The 23,267-nt window shown below is 73.5% G+C and carries 22 protein-coding genes and 3 pseudogenes; 10 read left to right on the top strand and 15 right to left on the bottom strand.

Annotation, left to right across the window (positions count from 1 at the left end):
• Positions 1 to 77: 77 nt before the first annotated feature.
• The 4 genes from HNR68_RS18150 to HNR68_RS18135 are packed head-to-tail and all read right to left on the bottom strand — an operon-like array spanning position 78 to position 3,428.
• On the bottom strand, positions 78 to 1,166 hold the full coding sequence (locus HNR68_RS18150; RefSeq protein ID WP_179722716.1) for a CapA family protein: 1,089 nt from the start codon (positions 1,164 to 1,166) through the stop codon (positions 78 to 80).
• Positions 1,163 to 2,134, bottom strand: a complete 972-nt coding sequence (locus HNR68_RS18145; RefSeq protein WP_179722714.1) for a DUF3048 domain-containing protein — start codon at positions 2,132 to 2,134, stop codon at positions 1,163 to 1,165. Before HNR68_RS18145 ends, HNR68_RS18150 begins: the two co-directional genes overlap by 4 nt.
• Positions 2,135 to 2,179: 45 nt before the next feature.
• Positions 2,180 to 2,803, bottom strand: coding sequence for an NUDIX hydrolase (locus HNR68_RS18140; RefSeq protein WP_179722712.1), 624 nt, complete (start codon positions 2,801 to 2,803; stop codon positions 2,180 to 2,182).
• A gap of 22 nt (positions 2,804 to 2,825) precedes the next feature.
• A complete protein-coding gene (locus HNR68_RS18135; RefSeq protein ID WP_179722710.1) occupies positions 2,826 to 3,428 on the bottom strand; it encodes a TetR/AcrR family transcriptional regulator in 603 nt (200 codons plus the stop codon).
• A 208-nt stretch (positions 3,429 to 3,636) separates the two neighbouring features.
• On the opposite strand from HNR68_RS18135, the gene HNR68_RS18130 reads away from it, so the two are divergent.
• From HNR68_RS18130 to HNR68_RS18120, 3 genes and pseudogenes are all read left to right on the top strand, one after another.
• Entirely contained in the window at positions 3,637 to 4,965 is a 1,329-nt protein-coding gene (locus tag HNR68_RS18130; protein ID WP_218888345.1) for a carboxypeptidase regulatory-like domain-containing protein, read from the top strand.
• Between the two features lie 224 nt (positions 4,966 to 5,189).
• Positions 5,190 to 6,015: pseudogene (locus HNR68_RS18125) on the top strand (M14 family metallopeptidase); the annotation flags it as partial.
• A 66-nt stretch (positions 6,016 to 6,081) separates the two neighbouring features.
• Positions 6,082 to 6,321: pseudogene (locus tag HNR68_RS18120) on the top strand (SDR family oxidoreductase); the annotation flags it as partial.
• A gap of 32 nt (positions 6,322 to 6,353) precedes the next feature.
• Here the strand turns inward: HNR68_RS18120 and HNR68_RS18115 are convergent.
• Positions 6,354 to 7,580: an IS30 family transposase gene (locus HNR68_RS18115; protein WP_425502848.1), complete on the bottom strand. Its 1,227-nt coding sequence runs from the start codon at positions 7,578 to 7,580 to the stop codon at positions 6,354 to 6,356.
• 49 nt (positions 7,581 to 7,629) lie between these two features.
• Here HNR68_RS18115 and HNR68_RS18110 point away from each other — a divergent pair.
• Positions 7,630 to 8,136: pseudogene (locus HNR68_RS18110) on the top strand (SDR family oxidoreductase); the annotation flags it as partial.
• Here HNR68_RS18110 and HNR68_RS18105 read toward each other — a convergent pair.
• From HNR68_RS18105 to selD, 4 genes are all read right to left on the bottom strand, one after another.
• A complete protein-coding gene (locus tag HNR68_RS18105; RefSeq protein ID WP_179722706.1) occupies positions 8,065 to 9,255 on the bottom strand; it encodes an MsnO8 family LLM class oxidoreductase in 1,191 nt (396 codons plus the stop codon). The pseudogene HNR68_RS18110 and the gene HNR68_RS18105 overlap by 72 nt on opposite strands.
• Positions 9,256 to 9,271: 16 nt before the next feature.
• Positions 9,272 to 10,639 carry an NtaA/DmoA family FMN-dependent monooxygenase gene (locus HNR68_RS18100; protein WP_179722704.1) on the bottom strand — a complete coding sequence of 456 codons (1,368 nt, stop codon included), beginning with the start codon at positions 10,637 to 10,639 and terminating at the stop codon, positions 9,272 to 9,274.
• Complete coding sequence (locus HNR68_RS18095) at positions 10,636 to 11,796, bottom strand: LLM class flavin-dependent oxidoreductase (RefSeq protein ID WP_179722702.1); 1,161 nt, start codon at positions 11,794 to 11,796, stop codon at positions 10,636 to 10,638. The genes HNR68_RS18100 and HNR68_RS18095 overlap by 4 nt, the downstream gene beginning before the upstream one ends.
• A 236-nt stretch (positions 11,797 to 12,032) precedes the next feature.
• The gene (selD, locus tag HNR68_RS18090; RefSeq protein WP_179722700.1) at positions 12,033 to 13,034 is read right to left on the bottom strand and encodes a selenide, water dikinase SelD; all 1,002 of its coding nucleotides are present in this window, start codon (positions 13,032 to 13,034) and stop codon (positions 12,033 to 12,035) included.
• 60 nt (positions 13,035 to 13,094) lie between these two features.
• Between selD and HNR68_RS18085 the strand changes: the two genes are divergently transcribed.
• Positions 13,095 to 13,883 (top strand): alpha/beta fold hydrolase, encoded by a 789-nt coding sequence (locus tag HNR68_RS18085; RefSeq protein WP_179722698.1) that lies wholly within the window; start codon positions 13,095 to 13,097, stop codon positions 13,881 to 13,883.
• On the opposite strand, the gene HNR68_RS18080 is transcribed toward HNR68_RS18085, so the two are convergent.
• Positions 13,880 to 14,860, bottom strand: coding sequence for a sigma-70 family RNA polymerase sigma factor (locus tag HNR68_RS18080; RefSeq protein WP_179722696.1), 981 nt, complete (start codon positions 14,858 to 14,860; stop codon positions 13,880 to 13,882). The two genes, HNR68_RS18085 and HNR68_RS18080, sit on opposite strands and share 4 nt — an antisense overlap.
• A gap of 113 nt (positions 14,861 to 14,973) precedes the next feature.
• Positions 14,974 to 15,891 (bottom strand): siderophore-interacting protein, encoded by a 918-nt coding sequence (locus HNR68_RS18075; RefSeq protein WP_179722694.1) that lies wholly within the window; start codon positions 15,889 to 15,891, stop codon positions 14,974 to 14,976.
• A gap of 62 nt (positions 15,892 to 15,953) precedes the next feature.
• Here HNR68_RS18075 and HNR68_RS18070 point away from each other — a divergent pair, with 62 nt between their 5' ends.
• Entirely contained in the window at positions 15,954 to 16,952 is a 999-nt protein-coding gene (locus HNR68_RS18070) for an ABC transporter substrate-binding protein (protein ID WP_179722692.1), read from the top strand.
• A 4-nt stretch (positions 16,953 to 16,956) separates the two neighbouring features.
• Here HNR68_RS18070 and tatA read toward each other — a convergent pair whose 3' ends face one another.
• Positions 16,957 to 17,148 (bottom strand): Sec-independent protein translocase subunit TatA, encoded by a 192-nt coding sequence (tatA, locus tag HNR68_RS18065; protein ID WP_179722690.1) that lies wholly within the window; start codon positions 17,146 to 17,148, stop codon positions 16,957 to 16,959.
• A gap of 291 nt (positions 17,149 to 17,439) precedes the next feature.
• Here tatA and HNR68_RS18060 point away from each other — a divergent pair, with 291 nt between their 5' ends.
• From HNR68_RS18060 to HNR68_RS18050, 3 genes are read left to right on the top strand one after another with little or no spacing between them, the layout of a single operon-like run.
• Entirely contained in the window at positions 17,440 to 18,429 is a 990-nt protein-coding gene (locus tag HNR68_RS18060; protein WP_179722688.1) for a Bug family tripartite tricarboxylate transporter substrate binding protein, read from the top strand.
• Positions 18,426 to 18,965 (top strand): tripartite tricarboxylate transporter TctB family protein, encoded by a 540-nt coding sequence (locus tag HNR68_RS18055; RefSeq protein ID WP_179722686.1) that lies wholly within the window; start codon positions 18,426 to 18,428, stop codon positions 18,963 to 18,965. Before HNR68_RS18060 ends, HNR68_RS18055 begins: the two co-directional genes overlap by 4 nt.
• A gap of 3 nt (positions 18,966 to 18,968) precedes the next feature.
• Positions 18,969 to 20,480 carry a tripartite tricarboxylate transporter permease gene (locus HNR68_RS18050; protein WP_179722684.1) on the top strand — a complete coding sequence of 504 codons (1,512 nt, stop codon included), beginning with the start codon at positions 18,969 to 18,971 and terminating at the stop codon, positions 20,478 to 20,480.
• Positions 20,481 to 20,557: 77 nt separating this feature from the next.
• Here HNR68_RS18050 and HNR68_RS18045 read toward each other — a convergent pair whose 3' ends face one another.
• The 3 genes from HNR68_RS18045 to HNR68_RS18035 form a co-directional block, all read right to left on the bottom strand.
• Entirely contained in the window at positions 20,558 to 21,340 is a 783-nt protein-coding gene (locus HNR68_RS18045) for an alpha/beta fold hydrolase (protein WP_179722682.1), read from the bottom strand.
• 49 nt (positions 21,341 to 21,389) lie between these two features.
• Complete coding sequence (locus HNR68_RS18040) at positions 21,390 to 21,611, bottom strand: DUF2277 domain-containing protein (RefSeq protein WP_179722680.1); 222 nt, start codon at positions 21,609 to 21,611, stop codon at positions 21,390 to 21,392.
• 111 nt (positions 21,612 to 21,722) lie between these two features.
• On the bottom strand, positions 21,723 to 22,556 hold the full coding sequence (locus HNR68_RS18035; protein WP_179722678.1) for a universal stress protein: 834 nt from the start codon (positions 22,554 to 22,556) through the stop codon (positions 21,723 to 21,725).
• A 165-nt stretch (positions 22,557 to 22,721) separates the two neighbouring features.
• Here HNR68_RS18035 and HNR68_RS18030 point away from each other — a divergent pair, with 165 nt between their 5' ends.
• Positions 22,722 to 23,168, top strand: coding sequence for a universal stress protein (locus HNR68_RS18030; protein WP_179722676.1), 447 nt, complete (start codon positions 22,722 to 22,724; stop codon positions 23,166 to 23,168).
• Positions 23,169 to 23,267 lie beyond the last annotated feature (99 nt).

Genomic DNA, 23,267 nt, shown 5'->3' with positions numbered 1-23,267 from the left:
ACTGCGGGTCCGCCGGGGCTGTCCGGGACCGGTCGTGAGTGCGTGAGCCGCCTCCAGCCGGTCTGCGCACTCACGACCTACCGGTGGTGGGCGTGCAGGTCGCCGTTGGTGAGGGTGATCTCGGTGCCGAAGCCGGCGCTGATCCGGGAGAGGGTGTCGTGCAGCCACCGGGTGTCGGTGGGGGAGGCCGGGTGCAGGCGCATGCGTCGGGCCTGCATCGGGACCATGCGCAGGTCGGCCAGCTCGCCGGTCGGCGTCAGCGAGGCGAAGTGCAGCAGGCGCAGGTCGTCACGGTAGCGCTCGTAGCCGGGGATGCCCTCGTAGTCGTCGATGAAGTCGCCGCACCCGTAGAGCACCAGCCGGCCGTGGTGGACCTCGATCGGTCGCGGGTGGTGCGAGGAGTGGCCGTGCACCACGTGCACCCCGCCGTCGACCAGCCGGTGCGCGAAGCGGACCTGCTCCGGGGGCACGCGGTACTGCCAGTTGCTGCCCCAGTGCACCGAGACCACCACGACGTCGCCGGGCCGGGTGTGCTCGCGGACCTCCGCGACGAGCTCGTCCGCGCACCGGTCGGACAGGTCCGGCAGGAAGCGCACGCCCGGCCGGTGCGCGGTCGCCGCCCAGCTGGGCGGGATCCCGCTGGACTCGGCCCCGCAGCCGAACACCGCGACGCGCCCGCGCGGGGTCTCCACCAGCGCCGGTCGGTGCGCTTCGGCCGCGTCGCGCCCGGCACCCGCCCACCGCAGCCCGGCGGCGGACAGCGCCTCGAGCGTGTCGACCAGGCCCCGGCGGCCGAAGTCCAGCACGTGGTTGTTCGCCAGGGTGCACACGTCCGGCCGTCCCGCGCGCACGCAGTCCACGTTGGACGGGCTCATCCGGTAGTGCACACCCTTGTCCGCGGCGAAGCGCCCGTCGTGCGTGATGCTGGTCTCGAGGTTGACCACCCGCACGTCCGGCGCGGCCTCCTCGACGACGCGCAGCGCGCTGCCCCACGGCCAGGCGTGGCCCACCGGGCTGCGGATCGGGCCGTTGCGGGCCTCGGCGGCGGCGACGTAGTGGCGCGCGTCCCGCACGTGGGACTCGCGGAGCTCAGGATCGCCGGGGTGCGGCAGGATCTGGTCCACCCCGCGACCCAGCATCACGTCGCCGCACAGGAACAGCTTCATGGCGCGAGGACGATCCACACCTGACCCGGTCCGACCGGCAGCGGCTCGCCCGAGGGGCCGGTGTAGGCCGCCGCGGCGTCCGGTGCCGGGCGGGACCAGGTGCCCTCGAAGGCACGCCCGTCGCGCAGCACCTCGACCGGGCCGCTGCCGACGGTCTCCGCGATCGGCGACGGGTTGCCCTTCGTGTCGCGGATGGCCGACTCGCGCTCCCGCACCCGCTGGACCACCACGGTCGAGGTGCCGAGCCGGCCGGTGTCCACCGCCGCGTACGGGTCCCCGTCCATCGACACCTGCCAGCGCTGCTGCTCCGGCGACCAGTGGAACGCCACGGTGGCGGAGGGGTAGCGGACCTCGTAGTGGTCGGTCGGCGTCCCACCGGCCGGGGTCGGCCCGACGACGGGCCGGTTCTGCGCGGGCCAGTCCGCGCCGGGCGGCAGCTCGGCCGGGTGCAGGAACAGGTTGTGCGGCACCGGGCGCGCCCCGTCGCGCGAGTAGGCGGCGGGCTGGTGGGAATCGGAGGCGTCGGTCAGCGGGGCCGCGTCGATCCGCGGGAGCAGCTCGGGTGCGGCACCGGAGTAGGCCAAGGTCGGGTGGCCGAACTGGGGGAGCAGCTCGGCATCGGTCTCGCGGGCGCTGCGCACCGGCCCCACCAGCGGTGGCAGGTCCCCGGCGAAGATGGTCAGCAGCCGACTGAAGCCGCCCTCGACCGGCTCGACGTAGACCAAGTCCGCCGCGGCGATGCCGACCGGTGGCCGCGCGTCCGGCACGTTGTCGATCTTCACGGCGAGCACCGGCTGGGGGCCGGTCGCGGTAGCGCCGCCCCCTGCGGCACCGCTCGCCGGTGGCGGCGGGGCGCGCGGGGGGACCGGCGCGCGCGGCGGCTCGGACGGGCTGCACGCAACCCCACCGAGCACCGCGAGCACGACCACGGCTGCGGCGAACAACGCGCGCAGCAGTCCGCGCGGCATCAGAGGCTCCCTGGGCTCCACTCGTCCCCAGGCTACGCCGGTCGCTCAGCGCCAGGCGAAGACCGGCTGCTCCAGGTCCGCCACCCTGGTGTGCCGGTCGCGCAGCACGACCTCGCGGAACTGGTGCAGCACGGCCGCGGTGGGCGCGTGGATGAGGGTGTCCAGCAGCGGCAGCTGGATCACCGGCCGGTCGGACTCGGGGATCCGCACGAACCGCGGCTCGACGTCCAGGTCGGCCAGCGGCACCAGGTCCACCCCGGCCACCTCGGCGGGGTTCGGGGCCAGCCGGGGTGCCTCGCCCACCCACACCACGATCGGCGTGATCACGTAGCCGGACCGGGTCGCGTAGTCGTCCAGTCGCCCGAGCACGTCGCTCTCGGCGGTGGTCACGCCCAGCTCCTCCCGCAGCTCGCGCAGCCCGGCGCTCCGCACGTCCTCGCCCGGGTCCACCCGGCCGCCGGGCAGCGCGAACTGCCCCGCGTGCGCGCGCAGCGTGGCGGCCCGCCGGGTCACCCAGACCCCGAGCGTGCCGTCCTCGCTGGCCAGCGCGACCACCACCGAGGCCGGGCGGCGGTCCTGCGGCGGGATCTCCACGGCCGGGAACCGGCCCAGCCGGTCGGCGACGCGGCGGCGGGCCTCTCCGGGGTCGGTGGGCAGCGGGTCGGACATCGCGGTCCTCTCGGTCGGCGGGTCAGGAGGGCGGCAGGCCGCGGCCGAGCAGGTCGAACGCCCGGTCCAGGAACTCGTGCGGGTCGGCGTCCGGGCCGGCCTGGTGCCAGGACTGGATGGCGGTGCGCATCGCGGTGATGGCGGTGCTCGCCAGCAGTCGCACGTAGAGGTCCTCGCGACCGAGGCGCCGCGCCAGCCCCTCGGCCAGCGCCGCCTCCAGCGCGCGCGAGGCGGCCACGACCCGGGGCAGCAGCTCGGGGTGGTCGCGCAGCACCCGTGCCTGGTCGCGCCAGGTCGGGGCGGTCATGGCGGTGTCGATCGCGGTGGCGAGCACGGTGTGGGCCACCTGCAGCGGCGGGCGCTCGGCCGGCTGCTCCACGACGTGCTGGGCGGTGCGCTCCACGACCTCGGCGCTCCACGGCACCAGCACTTCTTCCTTGGCGGTGAAGTAGTTGAAGAACGTGCGCGGGGAGACCTCGGCGCGGGCGCAGATGTCCTCGACGGTGACCGCCTCGACCCCGCGCTCCAGGAACAGGCCGACGGCGGCGCGCTGCAACGCCTGCCGGGTGGCGCGCTTCTTGCGCTCGCGCAGCCCGCAGGTCTCCGCGGTGGCGGCCTCGCTCATCCGGATCGTCCGTTCCCGTCCGGCCGCCCGGCCCGGAACCGGGCACGGGCGACGAATCGACGTTGCACACGTGCATTTTTGCACGGACTGCAAGGAATACGTTAGCCTCGCTAACATCAACCGGAGGGTTCCCGTCCGGATGGCCCTGGACGGTGCGAACCGCGCGCGACGTCGCGCCCCGTTCCCGTCCTGCTCGCGAGGAGGTTCCTTGACCGAGGCACAACCGAGCTCGCTGGTGCGCACCCTGGCATCGGCGCTGTGGTTCCCGATGTTCTTCATCGTCGGGTTCATGGTCTGCTACCTGCTGCCGTTCCACGCCCCGGCACCGCACGACATGCCGGTCGCGGTGGTCGGGGAGCAGGCCGCGCACCAGCTCGGGGCGGCCTTCGAGCAGCAGCTGCCCGGCGGCGTCGACGTCACCGCCGTCCCGGACGCCCAGGCGGCGCGGGAGTCGATCACCGAGCGCGAGGCCGTCGCCGCCTACGACCCCGCGCACGGCGAGCTGTTCTACGCCAAGGCGAACGGCTCGGCGCTGCTGATGGTGCTGCAGCAGCTGTTCACCCCGGTCGCGTCGGCGGCCGGGCACCAGCTGGTGCTGACCGACCTGGCCCCGTCGGCGCCCGGCGACGTGATGGGCACCGGGCTGTTCTACTGCTTGCTCGCGATGAACATCCCGCCCTACATCACGGTGATGATGCTGCTGCGGGCCGAGCTGAGCACCCGGCAGAAGCTGCTGGCCCTCGTCGGTGTGGGCGCGTTCGACTCGGTCGTGTGCTACGTCGCCGCGCTGTCCATGGACGTCATCCACAACCAGCCGGTGCTCATGCTCATCGGGTTCCTGCTCACCCAGGCGGTGGGCTGGGTGACCTTCGGTCTGGTGCCGTACTTCAAGCAGTTCATCCCCGGGGTGGCGATGGGGCTCTTCGTGCTGCTGAGCATGCCGTCCAGCAGCGGGGCCATCCCGAAGGAGCTGGTGCCGCCGTTCTTCCAGTCGCTGCACCGGTTCCTGCCGCTCGGGCAGGCCGTCGACTCCATGCGCGGGGTCCTGTACTTCGACGGGGCGGGTGCCCTGCCCGGCGTCCTCGGGTTGTGCGTGTGGTGCGCGCTCGGCGTGGCGCTGGTGGTGTTCAACCAGGTGCGGGCCTCGCGGAAGCAGGCCGACGACCCGGAGGCGGCGACCACCGCCGGGACCTACGAGCACGAGGACGACAGCGACGTCGTCGTCGACCCGGTGCTGGAGGCGCCGAAGCCGAAGCACCACCACACGCTCACCGGCACGGTCCGCGACGCCGACGGGCGTCCGGTGCCCGGGGCCGTCGTCACCGTGACCGACTCCGGCGGGATGCAGCTGGCGCACCTGCTGACCAGCAGCGACGGGCGGTACGAGGTGCACGACCTGCCGCGGCAGTACGTCACCGTCGTCGCGTCGGCGCCTCGGATGCGGCCCGCGGTGGACCGGGTGTCGGTGCGCAGCGGGCGGGTCGACGAGTGCGACTTCGTGCTGGCGCGGGAAGAACGCGCCCGGGCGCGGCGGTAGGACGGGCGGACGGCGGCCTCGCGATCGCCCACTTCCGGCGGTAGGTGTCGGGGTGGTCGGCGACGGCCTGGTCGAGTCCCTGGTCGACCTCGTCGCAGTCGTGGTAGCCTTGGTCGTCCGGCGCGAAGGCCGTCGTGCCGGTCGCGGTCGAGCGCGTCGAGCGCCCCGGTGGCGTTCTGCCGGAGCTGCAGCGCGAACCCGCCGGCCCGCAGCCGCGGCGAAGCGGGAAGTCCTTCGGGGGCCGGGACATCCCGGTGCTGAAGATCAGCGGCGACGTCGCCCAGGACGAAGGTTGAGCCCGAGGTGCTGTTCCGCTGCAACCAGCACGCCCGGGAGCACCTGACCACTGAGGTGTGCCTGCACACCATCGGCCGGTTCACCGACGGCGACGCCTCCGACCCGGCCATCCGGGAGGTGGTCGACAGTCGCGAGATCTGGGTCGTGCCGGTGGTCAACCCGGACGGCTCCGTCTTCGGCGTGGAGTCCGGGCAGTACCGGGGCTGGCGGAAGGACCGGCAGGACACCGGCACCGACGTCAACCGCAACTGGGATTACTGGTGGGGCTGCTGCGGCGGCTCCAGCGGTGACCCGGGCTCCGAGACCTACCGCGGCAGCGCGCCGTTCTCCGCGCCGGAGTCGACGGCGCTGGCGGAGTTCACCGACTCCCGGGTGGTCGACGGCAGGCAGCAGATCACCGCGCACATCGACTTCCACACCTTCTCCGAGCTCGTGCTGTGGCCCTACGGCTGCACCCACGACGACCCCGCCGAGGGCATGACGCAGCAGGAGCACGACCGCTTCGTGCGGGTCGGCACCGAGATGGCCGAGACCAACGGCTGCACCCCGCAGCAGTCCAGCGACCTGTGCATCACCGACGGCAGCGTCAACGACGGGATGTGGGCCGAGCACGAGATCCTGTCGTTCCCCGCCGAGACGTACCCGTCCAGCGGCGGCATCGACGGCTTCTCCCCGCCGGACGAGGTGATCGAGCGCGAGACCGCCCGCAACGGCGCGGCGGTGGACGTCCTGCTGCGCGAAGCCGGGGCCTGACGCGGACGCCGGCGGCCCGCTCAGGTATCAATGGGCGGGCCGCCGACATCCACGACGGGAGGGCAGATGGGCGAGGAGCGGACCGCGGTGGTGACCGGTGCGGGTTCCGGGCTGGGCCGGGAGATCGCACGGGCGCTGCTCGACGCCGGCTACCGGGTGGCGCTGGCCGGGCGACGCCCCGAACCGCTGCAGGAGACCGCGCGGGGAGCCGCGACCGCGCTCGCGGTGCCCACCGACGTCGGCGACCCCGACTCGGTCGCCGCGCTGTTCGACCGCGTGCGCGACGAGTGGGGCCGCCTCGACCTGGCGGTTTCGGGGGGTCGTTGCAACGCGGTTGATCAATTGGTTTGGGTCAGGAGTTTAGTCAGGCGCTCGGCTGGGGTGTCCCAGCCGAGCGTTTTGCGTGGTCGGCGGTTGAGTTGGGCGGCGACGGCGGCGAGGTCGTCGGGGGTGTGGACAGAGAGGTCGCTGCCTTTGGGGAAGTACTGGCGGAGCAGGCCGTTGGTGTTTTCGTTGCTGCCGCGTTGCCAGGGCGAGTGAGGGTCGCAGAAGTAGACCGGGATGTTGGTGGCGAGGGTGAACTCGTGGTGGCGGCTCATCTCAGCGCCTTGGTCCCAGGTCAGGGACCGTTTCAGGTGGGTGGGCAGTGTCTGGATGGTGGTGATGAGGCCGTCGCGGACGGTTTCGGCGTCGTGTCGTTCTGGCAGGTGGACCAGCAGCACGTAGCGGGTGGTGCGCTCGACCAGTGTGCCGATCGCGGATGCCCCGCCGGCACCGAGGATCAGGTCACCTTCCCAGTGGCCGGGCACGGCCCGGTCCGCGACCTCGGCCGGGCGGTCGCTGATCATCAGCATCGGTGCGGTGAAGCGGGACTGGCGTTGCTCGGTGGTCCGGCGGGGTCGGCGCACCGTACGGCCGGTGCGCAGCGCCCGGGCCAGTTCACGACGCAGTCCGCCGCGACCTTGGACATAAAGGGCCTGGTAGATCGTCTCGTGGGTCACGTGCAGCTCCGGGCGGTCGGGATGGTCCCGGCGCAGCCGATGGCTGATCTGCTCCGGGCTGTACCGGTCGTCGAGCATGCCCTGCACCCGTTCACGCAATTCGGGATGGGCGGCGATCTTGCCGGTCTTCGGCCGGGCGCGGCGCGCCTCGGCGCGAGCCTGAGCGGCATAGGGCCGGTAGTCACCGCTACCGGGATGACTGTTGCGCCGCAGCTCCCGGCTGATCGTGCCAGGATCACGCCCCAGCTCGCCTGCGATGGCCCGCACACCCAGGCCGGCCCGACGCAGGTCAGCGATCACCAGCCGCTCGTCCTGAGACAAAAACCGGGACGACACCTCGGGCCGGGCACGAGCCGGAGGTGACGGCGGGGCGCAAGAACACGTGGTCCCACGCCCCGCCCGTCGGCCGAATCGCCACCGATACCCGGTCGTGCGGCTGACCCCCACGATCCGGCATGCCTCAACCGTGCCCACACCCCGCGCCACAAGATCAAAATAGACCTCGCGCTCAGCAAGCAACTTCTTACACCCCTGAGGCGACCTGTCCTGACGGATCTCGAACACCGCAACCCCTGAACAAATCAGGCGTTGCAACCACCGCTAGAACCCGAGCCTGCTGGTGAACAACGCGGGCACCTTCGGCACGGCCGGGGACGTCGGCGAGCTGTCGCCCGCGGACTGGCAGGCCGCCGTGCAGGTCAACCTCACCGGCTCGTTCCTCTGCGCGCAGCAGGCCTTCCGCGTCATGAAGGAGCAGCGCCCGCAGGGCGGGCGGATCATCAACAACGGTTCGATCTCCGCGCACAGCCCGCGGCCACGCAGCGTCGCCTACACCGCGACCAAGCACGCGATCACCGGCCTGACCAAGTCGATCTCGCTGGACGGCCGCCCGTACGACATCGCCTGCGGGCAGATCGACATCGGCAACGCCGCCACCGAGATGACCGCGGGCATCGCCACCGGCGCGGCCCAGGCGGACGGCACGGTCCGCCCGGAACCCACCTTCGACGCGCGGCACGTCGCCGAGGCCGTGCTCTACATGGCCGGGCTACCGCTGTCGGCGAACGTCCAGTTCCTCACCATCACCGCCACCGCCATGCCCTTCATCGGCCGCGGCTGACGCCTGCCAGGCCTCGGCGAGCAGCTCGTAGGACCGCACCCGGTCGGCGTGGTCGTGGGTGATCGTGGTGACCACCAGCTCGTCGGCCCCGGTGACGTCGCGCAGCGTCGCCAGCCCGCGCACCACCGTCTCCGGCGCGCCCACGAACTGGGTGGCCACCCGGTCGGCCACCAGCTCCCGGTCCTGGTCGGTCCACGGGAACGCGGCCGCCTCCGCCGGGCTGGGGTACGGGATCGCGCCCGCCCCGGCGCGGATGCTGTGCACCCACCGCGCGTGGGGGGCGGCCAGCTCGCGGGCCGCCTCGTCGGTGCCGGCGACCACCACGTCCGCCGAGACCGCCACGTACGGCCGCGCCAACCGGGTCGAGGCGGTGAAACCGTCCCGGTAGGACGACACCGACTCCAGCACGGTGGACGGGCTGACGTGGTAGTTGGCCGCGTACGGCAGGCCCAGCGCTCCCGCGGTCGCCGAGCTCTCCCCGGCGCTGGAGCCCAGCACCCAGACGTCGAGGTCCGCGCCCTCCGCCGGCTGGGCGTGCAGCGGCTCGCCCGCGCTGTCGCGGAGCCCGCCGGTGACGTACTGCAGGACCTGGCCGACCTGGGTGCGGTAGTCCAGCCCCTCCACCGGCCTGCCGACCAGCCGCTGCTGCTCGGCGATGCGCGCCAGCTGCGCCTCCGACCTGGCCAGGCCCTTCGGCTTCGCCGGGACCAGCAGGCCGTCGACGACCCGCGACGGCGCGCCGACGCCCTCGGCGAAGCGGCGCGCCAGGTCGGCGGCGCGGTTCGAGGCGACCCGGCCCAGGCCCAGGTCCACCCGGCCCGGGTGCAGGTGGGCGATGGTGCCGAACTCCTCGGCCACCACCAGCGGTGAGTGGTGGCCCAGCAGCACGGCTGCCGAGCCGACCCGGATCCGGCTGGTGGCCCCGGAGATGAGCGCGATGAGCACGGCAGGCGCCGCCGAGGCGACGCCCGGCGTGAGGTGGTGCTCGGCGACCCAGTAGCGCCGGTAGCCGAGCTGCTCGGCGCGCCGCGCGAGGTCCAGGGTGTTGCGCAGCGCGTCCGACGCCGTCCCGCCCGAGGGGATCGGTGCGAGGTCGAGGACCGAGAGCGGGGTGGGCATCAGCGCGACCTCCGGGTCATGACGCGGTCCTCTCGCGGTGCCGCGGGGCGGGCAGCGGCGGCAGACCGAGGTTCTCGCGCAGCGTGCCGCCGGTGTACTCGGTGCGGTGCACGCCGCGCTCCTGCAGCAGCGGCACCACGGTCTCGGCGAAGTCGTCGAGGCCGCCCGGGGTGAGGTGCGGGACGAGGATGAAGCCGTCGCAGGCGTCCTCCTGCACGAACCGGTCCATCTCCGCCGCCACGGTCTCCGGGGTGCCGATGAACGACTGGCGGGCGGTCACCTCGATGACCAGCTCCCGCACCGACAACCCCTTGGCCTGGGCCAGCTCCCGCCACTGGCGGGCGACGGCGATCGGGTCGCGGTGCTGTCGCGTGCTGGCGCGCCCCTTCGCGATGGTGTTCTCGCCCGGGACCGGGTCGAACTCCGGCAGCGGGCCGTCCGGGTCGAGGTCGCTGAGGTCGCGGTTCCAGACCTGCTCCAGGAACCGGACCGCGGTCTGCCCGCTGACCTGCTGGCGCCGGATGTGCGCGGCGTGCTCGTGCGCTTCGGCGTCGGTGTCCCCGAGCACCACGGTCGTCGCCGGGAACACCAGCAGCTCGTCGCGGGAGCGCCCGTGCTTGGGCAGCCGCCGCTTGACGTCGGCGTAGAACTCCTTGCCGGCGCGGAAGGTCCCGTGCCTGGTGAAGATCGCGTCGGCGGCGGAGGCGGCGAACTCCCGGCCCGCGTCGGAATCGCCGGCCTGGAAGATCACCGGTCGGCCCTGCGGGCTGCGGGGGACGGTGAACCGGCCGCTGATGTCGAAGTGCGCGTCCCGGTGCGCGAACGACCCGGCGCGCGGGTCGGTGAGGAACGTGCCGGTCTCCTTGTCGGTGACGACCTCGTCGCCGCGCCAGGAGTCGAACAGCTCGCACGCGGTGCGCAGGAACCGCTCGGCGCGCTCGTAGCGCTGCTCCTCGGGCAGGAAGCCGCCGCGCCGGAAGTTCTCCCCGGTGAAGGTGTCCCACGAGGTCACCACGTTCCAGGCGGCCCGGCCACCGGAGAGGTGGTCGAGGCTGGCGAACTGCCGCGCCACCTCGTAGGGTTCGTTGAACGTCGAGCTGATGGTGCCGGCCAGCCCCAGGTGCTCGGTGACGGCGGCCAAGGCGGCCAGCACGGTGAAGGTGTCCGGGCGGCCCACCACGTCCAGGTCGTAGATCTTGCCGCCCTGTTCGCGCAACCGCAGTCCCTCGGCCAGGAACAGGAAGTCGAACCCGGCGCGCTCGGCGGTGCGGGCCAGGTGCACGAACGAGGAGAACGCGATCTGGCTCTGCGACCGGGGATCGCTCCACACGGTGGTGTTGTTGACGCCGGGGAAGTGCGCGGCGAGGTGGATCTGCTTGGTCACGGTCGTCCTCCCGCTGTGGTGGCGTAGCGGCTGGCCGGTCGGGGCAGGCCGAACCGCGCGCGCAGCGACCCGGTGTCGTAGGAGGTGCGGAACAGCCCGCGCCGTTGCAGTTCCGGCACCAGGTCCCGGGTGATCGCGGTGAGGTCTTCCGGGACCGCCCCCGGCCGCAACCGGAACCCCGAGAGTCCCGCGGTGGCCAGGACCTGCAACCGGTCGGCGAGTTCGGCGGCGCTCCCGGTGAACACCGGGGCGTCCGGGACGTGCTCGGCGCCGTCGAGCTCGTCCAGCTGCGCCTTGCGGCTGGCCGCGTCCGCGCCGAGGTGCACCACGAGGTCACCGAAGACGTGGACGTCCTCGTGCGCGCGGCCGGCCAGCACCTGCTCGTCGCGGATGCGGGCCTCGACCAGTCGCGCCTGCTCGACGTCGTGGGGCGTGGTGAACACGAGGTCCGCGGCCTGGGCGGCGAAGCGGTGCTCGTCCGCGTCGGTGGCCAGCACGGCGACCAGCGGTTGCCCCTGCGGTGGGCGGGGCGTGATGGACGGTCCCTTGACGGAGAACCACTTCCCGGCGAAGTCGACGTGGTGCAGCTTGTCGCGGTCGATGAACCGGCCGGTGGCGACGTCGCGGATCTCCGCGTCGTCCTCCCAGCTGTCCCACAACCGGCGCACCACCTCGACGTGGTCGGCCGCCTCGTCGAGCAGTTCGTCGGGCTGCACCTCGCGGCGGCCGAAGTGCGCCGCCTCGCTCGGGAGGGCGGACACCCGCGGTTGCCACCCGGCGCGTCCGGTGCTGATGTGGTCGAGGGTGGCGATGGCCTTGGAGACGTGGAACGGCTCGGTGTGCGTGACCACGACGCTCGGCACCAGCCCGACGCGCTCGGTCAGCGGCGCCACGCGTGCGGCGACGAGGTTGGCGTCCAGCCGTCCGCGCACCTGGTCGGTGCGGTCGTCGGGGCCGTCGTCGCGGCTGGACTGCGGTCCCAGGGCGTCTTCGAAGGTGATGAGGTCGAGCAGTCCGCGTTCGGCTTCCTGCGCGAGGTCGACCCAGTAGCGGGCGGTGAACAGGTCGGCGGGGCGGGCGTCCGGGCGTCGCCAGGCTGCCGGGTGCCAGCCCGCGCCGTCGAGCGCGACCGCCAGGTGGAGGTGGGGTGGAGCCATGTGCAGGTCGTCCTTCCTGCGGGCATGGGACACCGCGGACACGATTCGTCCACAGTGGATGAAGGGGAGGTGGGTGCGCGAGGTCAGCGCCGCGGACACGCGGCGGCGATGATCCGGAGGAGGTCGACGTGGTCCCTGGTGACCAGCTGCACCGGATGCGCCATGAGTGGAACGCTAGGACCGGATCACCGCAGCGTCAACGGAAACCCGCCGCTGCCCACGATGTGGGCGCGACCTCAGCGCAGCGCGACCACCGCGTCCCCGGCGGGCAGCACCCGGCCGATCACCGGAGCGCCGGGGACCTCGCCCACCACCAGCAGACCGCCGGAGGTCTGCGCGTCGGCGAGCAGCAGCTGGTCCTCCTCCGGAGCCGGACCGGGGTCGAGGTGCGGGCGCACCCAGTCCAGGTTCCGCCGCGTCCCGCCGCTGACGAACCCCGCGCGCACCGCCTCCCGCGCCCCGTCGAGGTAGGGCACCGCGGCGACGTCGACCTCGGCGGAGGTCCCGGAGGCGCGCATCATCTTGAACAGGTGCCCGAGCAACCCGAACCCGGTGACGTCGGTGGCGCACACCGCGCCCGCCCGCAGCGCTGCCGCGGCGGCGTCCCGGTTGAGCGTCGTCATCGCCTCGATCGCCTGCGGGAAGCGCTCTCCCGTGCGCTTGTGCCGGGTGTTGAGCACGCCGACGCCGAGCGGTTTCGTCAGCGACAGCGGCTGCCCGGGCCGCGCGGTGTCGTTGCGCAGCAACCGGTCCGGGTCCACCAGCCCGGTCACCGCCAGGCCGTACTTGGGTTCGGGGTCGTCGATGCTGTGCCCGCCGCCGACGTGGCACCCGGCCGCCGCGGCGACCTCGCAGCCGCCCCGCAACACCTCCGCGGCCAGCTCGAACGGCAGGACGTCGCGGGGCCAGCCGAGCAGGTTCACCGCGACCACCGGGGTGCCGCCCATCGCGTAGACGTCGGACAGGGCGTTGGCCGCCGCGATGCGGCCCCAGTCGTACGGGTCGTCCACCACCGGGGTGAAGAAGTCCGTGGTGGCCACGATCCCGGGCCCGCCGTCGGCGCGCACCACGGCCGCGTCGTCGCCGGTGGCCAGGCCGACCAGCAGCTGCGCCCGGGGGTCGGCCACGTCGGTCGCCAACCCGCCGAGCACGGATTCCAGTTCACCGGGCGGGATCTTGCACGCGCACCCGCCACCGTGCGCGTACTGGGTCAGGCGGATCGGCTCCGTGTCCGTCATACCGACATTGGAGCATCTCCGGGCGTCTCCCACAGCGGACGCGGATCTTAGGATTGTGGTGTGCCGTTCGCCAAGACTGCTGACCAAGCCGAGATCTACTACGAGGTGCACGGGAGCGGGGAACCGCTGGTGCTGCTCAGCGGGCAGGCCAACACGCACCACTGGTGGGACACCGTGCGCGGCGACTTCGAGGCCGACCACCAGGTGATCGTGCTCGACTACCTGGGCACCGGGCAGAGCGACAAGCCCGTCGACGCCGAGTACGGCGTCCGCCGCTTCGCCACCGACGTCGTCTGCGTCCTCGACGAGCTCGGCATCGCCCGCGCGCACGTCTACGGCACCTCGATGGGCGGCAAGGTCGCCCAGTGGCTGGCGATCGACTACCCGGACCGCATCGGCGCGCTGGTCCTGGGCTGCACCTCGGCCGGCGGCGTGCACGGGCTGCGCGCCGACCCGGAGATCATCCGCGCGCTCACGCAGCCGTCGGAGGACGCCGTGCGCGAGGTCCTCGTCGACCTCATGTACACCCCGGAGTACGTGCGCGAGCACCCCGGGCCGTACGTGACCCTCGGCAGCCCGATGCCCGACCACGCCCGCCGCGGGCACCTGCGCGCCAGCAACGCCCACGACAGCTGGGCGGTGCTGGACCAGATCACCGCGCCGACGCTGGTGCTGCACGGCACCGACGACGCCTTCAGCCCGGTGGACAACGCGGTGATCCTGGCCAACCGCATCCCCGGCGCCGAGGTGCACTACTTCGACGGCGCCCGGCACGCCTACTTCGAGGAGCGCCGGGAGGAGGCCTCCAGCACGGTGCTCAGCTTCCTCGCCGAGCACCCGCTCGACTAGTCGCGCGGGCGGGTGTCCGGCAGCCCGAAGGCGGGGAAGGCGCTGACGTCGAAGAAGGCGACGGTGTGCTGCACCGCCTCGCCGCGCAGCTCGAGCACCTGCAGGTGGAACGGGCGGAACACCCCGTCGGGCCCCAGCCGGTAGACGCCGAAGGCGACCTGGCCGTTGGCCCGCGCGGGCAGCAGCCGCAGCTCGCCCGGCCCGGCCGGGCACTTCAGCTCCACCAGCCGCCCGATCTGCTCCGGACCGCGCACCCAGGTGGTGAACGGCGGCATCTCCCAGACCGCCTCGGCGGTGAACAGCCGCACGATGGCGGGGACGTCCTTCGCCTCGAACGCCGCCACGTAGCGCTCCAGCAGCCGCCGCTGCCCTGCGGTGAGCGGGGCGGGCGGGTCGTCCTCGGAGGGCCGGACCTCGGCGAGCTGCGCCCGCGCGCGCTGCAGGACGCTGTTCACCGCCGCCGTGCTGACGCCGATGACCTCGGCGACCTCGGAGGCCCTCCACCCGAGCACGTCGCGCAGGACCAGCACCGCGCGCTGCCGGGCGGGCAGGTGCTGGAGGGCGGCGATGAACGCCAACCGGGTGCTCTCGCGGCCGCTGACGATGACCGCCGGATCGGACGGGTCGTCGGTGACGGCGGAGTCCGGGACCGGCTCCAGCCACGGGATCTCGGGTCGTTCCACCAGCTCGTCGCGGGGGATCTCGCTGGGGCCGCCGAGCCCGGTCGGCAGCGGGCGGCGCTTGCGGTTCTCCAGCGCGGTCAGGCACGCGGTCGTGGCGATCTTGTACAGCCAGGTGCGCAGCGACGAGCGGCCCTCGAACCGGTCGTAGGCGCGCCACGCGCGCAGGTAGGTCTCCTGCACCAGGTCCTCGGCGTCGTGGTGCGACCCGAGCATCCGGTAGCAGTGCGCCAGCAGCTCGCGCCGGTAGGGATCAGCTGCGGTGGCGAAGTCCTCGACGACCATGGTGCCGCCCATGGCGTCCCCCTCCCTGCTCTCCTGCTGCGACTCTAGGACGACGCAGCCGGGAGTGCCGGGGCACCGGCGCGCCCGTGCCGGGGACCGTAGCGGGAGGCACCGACAGGGACGGGTCAGCTCCGGCCCTGGCGCCAGTAGCCCATGAACGCCACGGACTGCGTGGGGATGCCGTGGTCGGTGACCAGCGTGCGGCGCAACCGCTTGATGACCCCCGCCTCCCCGGCCAGCCAGCCGTAGAGGCGGCTCGGCGCGGTGCCCTCGGCGGGCACCTCCCACAGCGTCTCGGTGTCCACGTCGATGTCGTCGAGCTCCGCGCTGCCGGGGGCGGACCGCGGGTGCAGCTCGGCGAGCGCGGTGGCGACGCCCTCCTCCAGCAGCTTGCCGTGCGGTGCGCCCGCGCCGCGGGGGAACCACCGCACCTCGATCCCGGCGGGCACCGGCCAGTCCTGCCGGTCGGCCTCCTCGGGCACTTCGAGGCAGACGACACCGCGGGCGGACGGCGGCAGGTTCTCGACGATGGCCGCGACGGCGGGCACCGCGGTCTCGTCGCCAGCCAGCACCAGGTGGTCGGCCGACTCCGGCGGGGCCCACTCGCAGCCCCACATCCGCCCGCGTCCCGGGCGGTCCGGACCGAGCAGCCCGATCCGCTGGCCGGGGCGGGCGGCGGCGGCCCACCGGGAGGCGGGCCCGCCGTGCCCGTCCGCGGTGCCGTGCAGCACGAAGTCGACGTCGAGCTCGCAGCCGTCGGGGCGGAACGCGCGGACCGTGTAGGTGCGCAGCGTGGGGCGGACCTCCTCGGGCAGCGCCAGCCAGCGCCGGTACCAGTCCGGGCCGTCCGGGAAGTCGGCGAGGGTGCGCCCGGGCTGCGGCAGCACCAGCTTGATCCGCTGGTCGTCACCACCGGCGCCGAAGCCGCGCAGGCACTCGGCGGTGAAGGTGACCCGGACGAAACTGGGGCCGAGCCGCCGGACCCGTGCGACCTCGACGGGGAACAGCCGGTAGTCGGGCCGCTCGGTCTGCCTCGCTGCCATCCACGAACCTCCCGTGATCACGTGCTAGGTTAGCCTACCCTCACAAGCACAGGGAGGTTGGAGTGCGTCACACCATCCGAGCCGCGGCCGGGTTGCTCGCCGTCGGCGTCCTCGCGGGCTGCGGTGCGCCCGCGCCGACCGAGCAGGGCGGCGGCTGGTCCTGGACCGACGACCGCGGCGTCACCGTGCAGCTCGACCACCGCCCGGAGCGGGTCGTCGCCCAGGTCTCGGCGGCCGGTGCCCTGGAGGACTTCGGCGTGCCGGTCGTGGGCACGTTCGGCCCGCTGGTGCGCGACGACGGTTCCACCGAGCCCGAGGCCGGCAGCGTCGACCCGCGCCAGGTCGTCGACGTCACCGGTCCCGGGTACGGCGAGGTCAACCTGGAGCGCCTGGCCGGGCTGGCGCCCGACCTGGTGGTCAGCGGCAAGTACGCGGAGTACCCCGGTCTGTGGCACCTGGTGCAGGACCAGGAGGAGGCGGTCAAGCGGATCGTGCCGACGGTCGGCGTGCAGCAGTCCGGTCTCTCGCTGCTCGACGCGATCGGCAAGTACGAGGAGCTGGCCCGCGCGCTCGGCGCCGACGTCGACTCGCCGCAGGTGCAGGCCGACGAAGCGGCCTTCCACGCCGCCGCGCAGCGGCTGCGCGACATCGGGGCCCGGATGCGCGGCGAGGGGAAGTCGATCCTGGCCGTGGGCGGCACCAAGGAGGAGTTCTTCGTGGTGGTGCCCGAGCGCAACCCCGACCTGGACTTCTACGTCCGCGAGCTGGGCCTGCCGATCACCGCGCCGAGGAACCCGGACGCCGCGAGCGGCGGCTACTTCGAGCGGCTGTCCTGGGAGAACGCCGGCGCCTACCCGGCCGACATCCTGCTCTGGGACGCCCGGTCGGCGTCGATGACGCCCGAGCAGATGAAGCAGAACCCGGTCTTCGCCGCGCGTCCGGAGGTCGCGGCGGACCGCTTCGCCGAGTGGGACGCGGTCGCGCCGATGAGCTACGCCAGCTACGCGCGGATCATGGGCAGGCTCGCCGACCAGCTGGAGGCGGGCCTGGCCCGGTCCTGACCGGTCAGCTGCGCGGCTCGCCCTCGGCGGGCCGCGCAGCCGCTTCCTCGTCGGCCTTCATGCCGCGCACCTCGGCCTTGAGCACGCGGGCGGACTGGCCCAGCGAGCGGGCCATCTGGGGCAGCTTCGACGAGCCGAACAGCAGCACGGCCGCGATGAGCACGACCAGCCAGTGCCAGGCACTGAGCGAACCCATGACTTCCACTCCTCGCTGTTCCGCCACCGGGGTGCGGCACCGGGTGGCTCCTGGTTGCGCCGCCCGGATCCTACTCGCCGTGCGGTCACCGACCGTCGCCCGACCGTCGGTACGCGGACTGCGACCAGGCGGTGCGAGTGGGCCCGGCCGCCAGTCGGCCGGGGCGGTCCCCCGCGGTTACACAAGTTCCAGTACTTCCGACAGTTCCGGAAGCGAGACGGCGCGCGGTGCGCGGGGGCAGGATCACCTACCACCCGGTCGGTACGAGATCGGGGTCACAGTGAGGTGATGATGCGCAAGATCCAAGTCGCGCTGGCGGTGCTGGGGGCAGCACTGCTGGTGCTCCTGGTGCCGCCCCTGCTCGGCTCGGGGCGGGATGACGCGGCGGGGTCCCAGGTCCGCGGTCTGCGGGTCATGGTGCCCAACACCCCCGGCGGCGGGTACGACATCACCGCGCGCACCGCGGTGAAGGCCGTCGAGGACACCGGGCTGAACGGGCCGACCGAGGTCTTCAACCTGCCCGGCGCCGGCGGCACCGTCGGCCTGGGCCGGCTGGTCGGCGAGTCGGGCAACGGCGCGCTGGTGATGTCCATGGGGCTGGGCGTGGTGGGCTCGGTGTACACGAACCACTCGCCGGTGTCGCTGCAGGACACCACGCCGATCGCGAAGCTGACCGAGGAAGCCGACGTGATCGTGGTGGCCAAGGACTCGCCGTACCGCACGATCGGCGACCTGGTCGGGGCGTGGAAGGCAAACCCCGGAGCGGTCCCGGTGGGCGGCGGTTCCTCGCCGGGCGGCCCGGACCACCTGGCGACGATGCTGACCGCGCGCGGGATCGGCCTGCCGGCCAAGGACGTCAACTACGTGCCGTTCGACGGCGGTGGCGAGCTGATGGCCTCGGTGCTGGGCAGCAAGGTCGCCTTCGGCGTGTCCGGGATCGGCGAGACCCGCGACCAGATCGCCGCGGGCGAGCTGCGGGCGCTGGCGGTGACCAGCCCCGAGCGGGTGCCCGGCATCGACGCCCCGACCCTGCAGGAGTCCGGGGTGGACGTCACCTTCACCAACTGGCGCGGCATCGTCGCGCCCCCGGGGCTCACCGACACCGAGCGGGAGAAGCTGATCGGGCTGTTCACCCGCCTGCACGACACCGAGCAGTGGCGCGAGGCGATGCGGGTCAACGGCTGGTCGGACGCGTTCCAGACCGGTGACGACTTCGGGACCTTCCTCGAGTCGGAGAACGACCGGGTGGCCTCGGTCCTCGCGGAACTGGGGGTGGCATGAGCACTGCTGTGGACACCGAACGCCCGGAGGCCGAACCGTCGCGCCAGAGCTGGTGGAAGGCGCACTCCGAGCTGGGCCTGTGCGTGCTGCTGCTCGCGGTGGGCGTGCTGGTGCTGGTGGACGCGATGACCATGTCCACCGACTTCGCCCAGCGCGGCCCGGTGGGCCCGACCGCGGTGCCGCTCCTCGTGGGCACGCTGCTGGTCGTGGTCTCGGTCCTGCTGGCCGTCGACGTGCTGCGCGGCGGGCGCGGTGAGGCCGAGGGCGGCGAGGACGTCGACCTGGAGGCGCCGACCGACTGGCGGACGCTGTTGCTGCTGTCCGGGTTCTTCCTGCTCAACGCGGCGCTGATCAACGTGATCGGCTTCCCGGCGTCGTCGGCGGTCCTGTTCTGGGGCGCGGCCTACTCGCTGGGCAGCCGGAACTTCGTGCGCGACCCGCTGGTCTCGGCGGTCGTCGCGGTGCTCACCTGGCTGGCGTTCAACAACCTGCTCGGCGTCCCGCTGCCCGGTGGCCCGCTGATGGGGGTGATCTGACCGATGGACCTGTCCAACCTCCTGGCGGGTTTCGGCACCGCGCTGACCCCGGAGCACCTGCTGTTCGCCGCGATCGGCGTGCTGCTGGGCACCGCGGTGGGCGTGCTGCCCGGCATCGGCCCGGCGATGGCGGTGGCGCTGCTGCTGCCGGTGACCTACGCGCTGGACCCCACCGGCGCGTTCATCATGTTCGCCGGCATCTACTTCGGCGGCATGTTCGGCGGCTCGACGACCTCGATCCTGCTCAACACCCCCGGCGAGAGCGCGGCGGTGGTGGTGGCGATCGAAGGCAACAAGATGGCCAAGCGGGGCCGCGGCTCGCAGGCCCTGGCCGCGGCGGCGATCGGCCACTTCGTCGGCGGCCTGGTCGGCCTGGTCCTGCTGGTGCTGCTGGCGCCGGTCATCGCGGGCTACGCGGTCAACATCGGCGCGCCGGACTACTTCGCGTTCATGGTGCTCGCCTTCGCCGCGACCGCGACCGTGCTGGGCAGCTCGCGGGTCCGCGGGTTCGCCTCGCTGCTGATCGGCCTGACGATGGGGCTGGTCGGGCTGGACCAGATGAGCGGCCAGGCCCGGTTGACCTTCGGCTGGCTGCAGCTGGCCGACGGCATCGACATCGTGGTCGTGGCGGTCGGGCTGTTCGCCGTCGGCGAGTCGCTGTGGGTCGCCGCGCACCTGCGGCACACCCAGGAGAAGCCGCTGTCGGTCGGGCGTCCTTGGCTGGGCAAGCAGGACCTGAGGCGGGCGTGGAAGCCGTGGCTGCGCGGACCGCTGATCGGGTTCCCGTTCGGCGCGATCCCCGCGGGCGGTGCGGAAATGCCCACGTTCCTGTCCTACACGCTGGAGAAGCAGCTCGCGCGGAAGAAGGGCGACTGGGGCACGGGCGCGATCGAGGGGGTCGCCGGACCCGAGTCGACCTCGACCTCCAGCGCCGCGGGCACGATGGTCACCATGCTCACCCTGGGCCTGCCGACCACGTCGGTGGCCGCGGTGATGCTGGCGGCGTTCCAGCAGTACGGCATCCAGCCCGGGCCGTTGCTGTTCGAGCGCGAGGCCGACCTGGTGTGGGCGCTCATCGCGAGCATGTTCGTCGGCCTGGTGCTGCTGCTGGTCATCAACCTGCCGCTGGCGCCGGTGTGGGCCAAGCTGCTGCAGATCCCGCGCCCGTACCTCTACGCCGGGATCCTGTTCTTCGCCAGCGTCGGCGCGTACGCCATCGGCGGTGAGGTGATGGACCTGGTGCTGCTGTTCCTCATCGGTGTCATCGGGTTCGTGATGCGCCGCTACGGGTTGCCGGTGCTCCCGGCGATCGTCGGCGTCATCCTCGGCCCGGCCGCCGAGCTGCAGATGCGGCGCGCGTTGCAGATCAGCGACGGGTCGCTGACCGGACTGGTGAACTCGCCGTTGGCCATCGCGGTCTACGTGGTGATCGCGGTGCTGCTGACCTGGCCGCTGTGGGCGAAGCTGGTCCGCCCCGCGAAGGGGCGCTCCGAGCCGGAGCGCGTGGACGCCTGACCCGTCGGCGGCCTGTCCGGGAGGGCGGTTGCGGTTCGTCCGCAGCCGCCCTCCCGGCGTTCCGGCGGGCGCTCGGTTCAGCCCAGCGCGGTGCGCAGCGCGGCCGTGACGGCGTCCGGGTTGTCGACGTTCATCAGGTGGCCCGCGTCCGGGATCTCCACGTAGCTCGCGTGGGGAAGGCCTTCGAGGAGGAGGTCGGCCGCCTTGCGCGGGCAGAGCGCGTCGTGCTCCGCGCCGATCACGGTGACCGGGCAGGTGATCGCCGCGAGCGCGGGCGTCAGCGGGTCGTCGTGGATCCCGGCCATCGCGGTGAGCGCGTTGGCGTAGCCCGCGCCGTCGCCGACCGCCGCGGCCCGGCGCGCGACCACCTCCTCGACGTCCACCGAAGGGTTGTGCAGCATCGTCCGGGTGTCCGCGCGCAGTGCGTCGAGCAGCGCGGTGGGATCGCCGGCCTCCGCCGCGCGCTCGCGGTTGGCCTCGGCCGCCCGCCGGCCCACCACCGAGGACGTGCCGAGCACGACCACCCCGGTGACCAGGTCGGGGCGGTGCGCAGCGGCGGAGAGCACGACGGTGCCGCCCAGGGAGAACCCGACGCACACCGCGGGCCCGGAGACCTCGGCCAGGAACGCCACCAGGTCATCGCGCAGCTGCGCCACGGTGCCGTCGGCGGCTCCGAGCGTGCTCGACCCGTGGCCGCGGACGTCGTAGGCGTAGGTGCGGTGGTCGGTGAACTCCTCCTGCTGGCGCCGCCAGCTGCGGTGGTCCTCGGCCAAGCCGTGCACGAACACCACGGCCGGTCCGGACCCGCCGGCGCAGTAGTGCGTCTGGACGTCCTGCAACGCGGCCGTCGCGGTCTGCAAGGGCGATCAACTCCAGGGTCGGGGGCAGGTGCGGGAGGCGGTGGAGGTGTCAGGTGCGGGTCCGGCCGCCACGCACCTGCAACGACGCGAGCAGCTTCGCGGTGGCGCGCTCGACCTCGTCGACGGCCTGCTCGAACGCCGCGGCGTTGTGCGCGGCGGGCTGCCGGAAGCCGGAGACCTTGCGGACGTACTGCAACGCCGCCGCGCGCACGTCACCCTCGGTGACCTCCTCGGCGTAGGGCGGGCGGAGCGTCTTGATGCTGCGGCACATGAGCACCCCCGAGCGGGTCTTCCCGGCGCTTGCCGGGGTTCGGTGGCCGTGGACGCGACGGCCGGGGCCGCCGCGGCCATGCTAGCCGCGGCGCCCCGCGGGCGGGACCGGTCAGCGCGTCCCCCCGGTGTCGCGGACCACGGCCACCGGGCACACGGCGTGGTGCAGCACCCCGGCCGCCACCGAGCCCAGGAACACCCCGTCGAAGCCCCCGACCCCTCGGTGCCCCACGACGAGCAGCCGCGCGTCGCGGGAGGCGTCGATCAGCGCCGCCACCGGGTGGCCGCGCTCGACCACCTCGCGGGTGCGGACCTCCGGCCGCAGGTCGCGCACCGTGGCGGTCTGCTCCGCCAGCGACCGCTCGACCTCCTGCTGCACGCGGTCCCGGTCCTGCGGTGCGAGCAGGCCCGCGAGCAGCCCCACCTCGTGCCAGACCTGCACGACGACCAGCTCGGCGTGCAACCGGGCGGCCGCGTCGTGGGCGAACAGCAGGGCCCGCTGGCTGCTCGGGGAGCCGTCCACCCCGACGACCACCGGCCCCACGGTGGTGGGGACGTTCTCGCGCACGACGACCACCGGGCACGACGCGTGCGTGGCCACCGTCGTGCTCACCCCGCCCAGCAGTGCTTCGGTGAAGCCGCCGAGCCCGCGAGCGCCGAGCACCAGCAGCTGCGCCTGGGCGCTGCGGCGCACCAGCTCCTCGACGGGATGCCCGTCGGCGACCTCGGTGCCGACCTCGACCTCCGGTGTCCGGGTGCGGCACGCCGCCGCGACCTTCTCCACCGCCCGTTCCGCGAACTCCGCTCGCACCGGATCGTCGTTGACGATCACGAGCCGGAGTCCCGCGTGCCGCCGGCCGGCCTCCTCGGCCGCCCAGCGCGCGGCCCGCGCCGAACCCTCCGACCCGTCCACAGCGGCCACGACGGGCTGCTCCGGTGTCCCCATGGCGCCCTCCGTCATGCGCTCGTCGCCGACGTCCGTCGGATACCCCGGACGCGGGCGCGCGACCCGCGGGCGCCCGCCCGTGGTGTCCACAGGGGACCCGGCGAGGTGCGAGCTCGGGCCCGCGCGGGTAACCGGACGGTGGGCGAGGTTCGGAGCGTGGGGGAGATGAGCGAGGACGAGCCGCGGATCGTCGTCGGGGTGGACGGCTCGCCGGGGTCGCGGGACGCGCTCCGGTGGGCGCTGCGCTACGCCGAACGGTGCGGGGGCACCGTCACGGCGCTGATCGCGTGGGCGCCGCCGGTGCTCGTCGAGGCCGCGCCCGTGCCGCCGGTGATCTCGGACGAGGAGGTGCGGACGCGGGCGGAGCAGGTGCTCCGGCGGGTCGTCGAGGAGACCGCGGCGGAGCTGGCGACGTCCGTTCCCGTCCACCAGGACGCGGTGTGCGGTCCGGCGGCGGGGTCGCTGCTGGAGCGGGCCCGGGACGCCGACCTCCTCGTGGTGGGCAGCCGGGGCCACGGTGGGTTCGTCGGCGCGCTCCTGGGGTCGGTGAGCCAGCACTGCGTGACCCACGCGCGCTGCCCGGTCGTCGTCGTCCGCCCGGCCGCGCGCTGAGCCGGAGCGCGCCGGACCCGGGCGCCGCGGCTGCGGGCGCTCCTCCACGGGAAGCCCACCGCACGCCGTCCCGACGGCGTTACGCTGCGGCTCGTGACG

Source organism: Saccharopolyspora hordei (assembly GCF_013410345.1).
GTDB lineage: Bacteria > Actinomycetota > Actinomycetes > Mycobacteriales > Pseudonocardiaceae > Saccharopolyspora > Saccharopolyspora hordei.
This window is presented reverse-complemented; position numbering and strand designations above follow the sequence as displayed.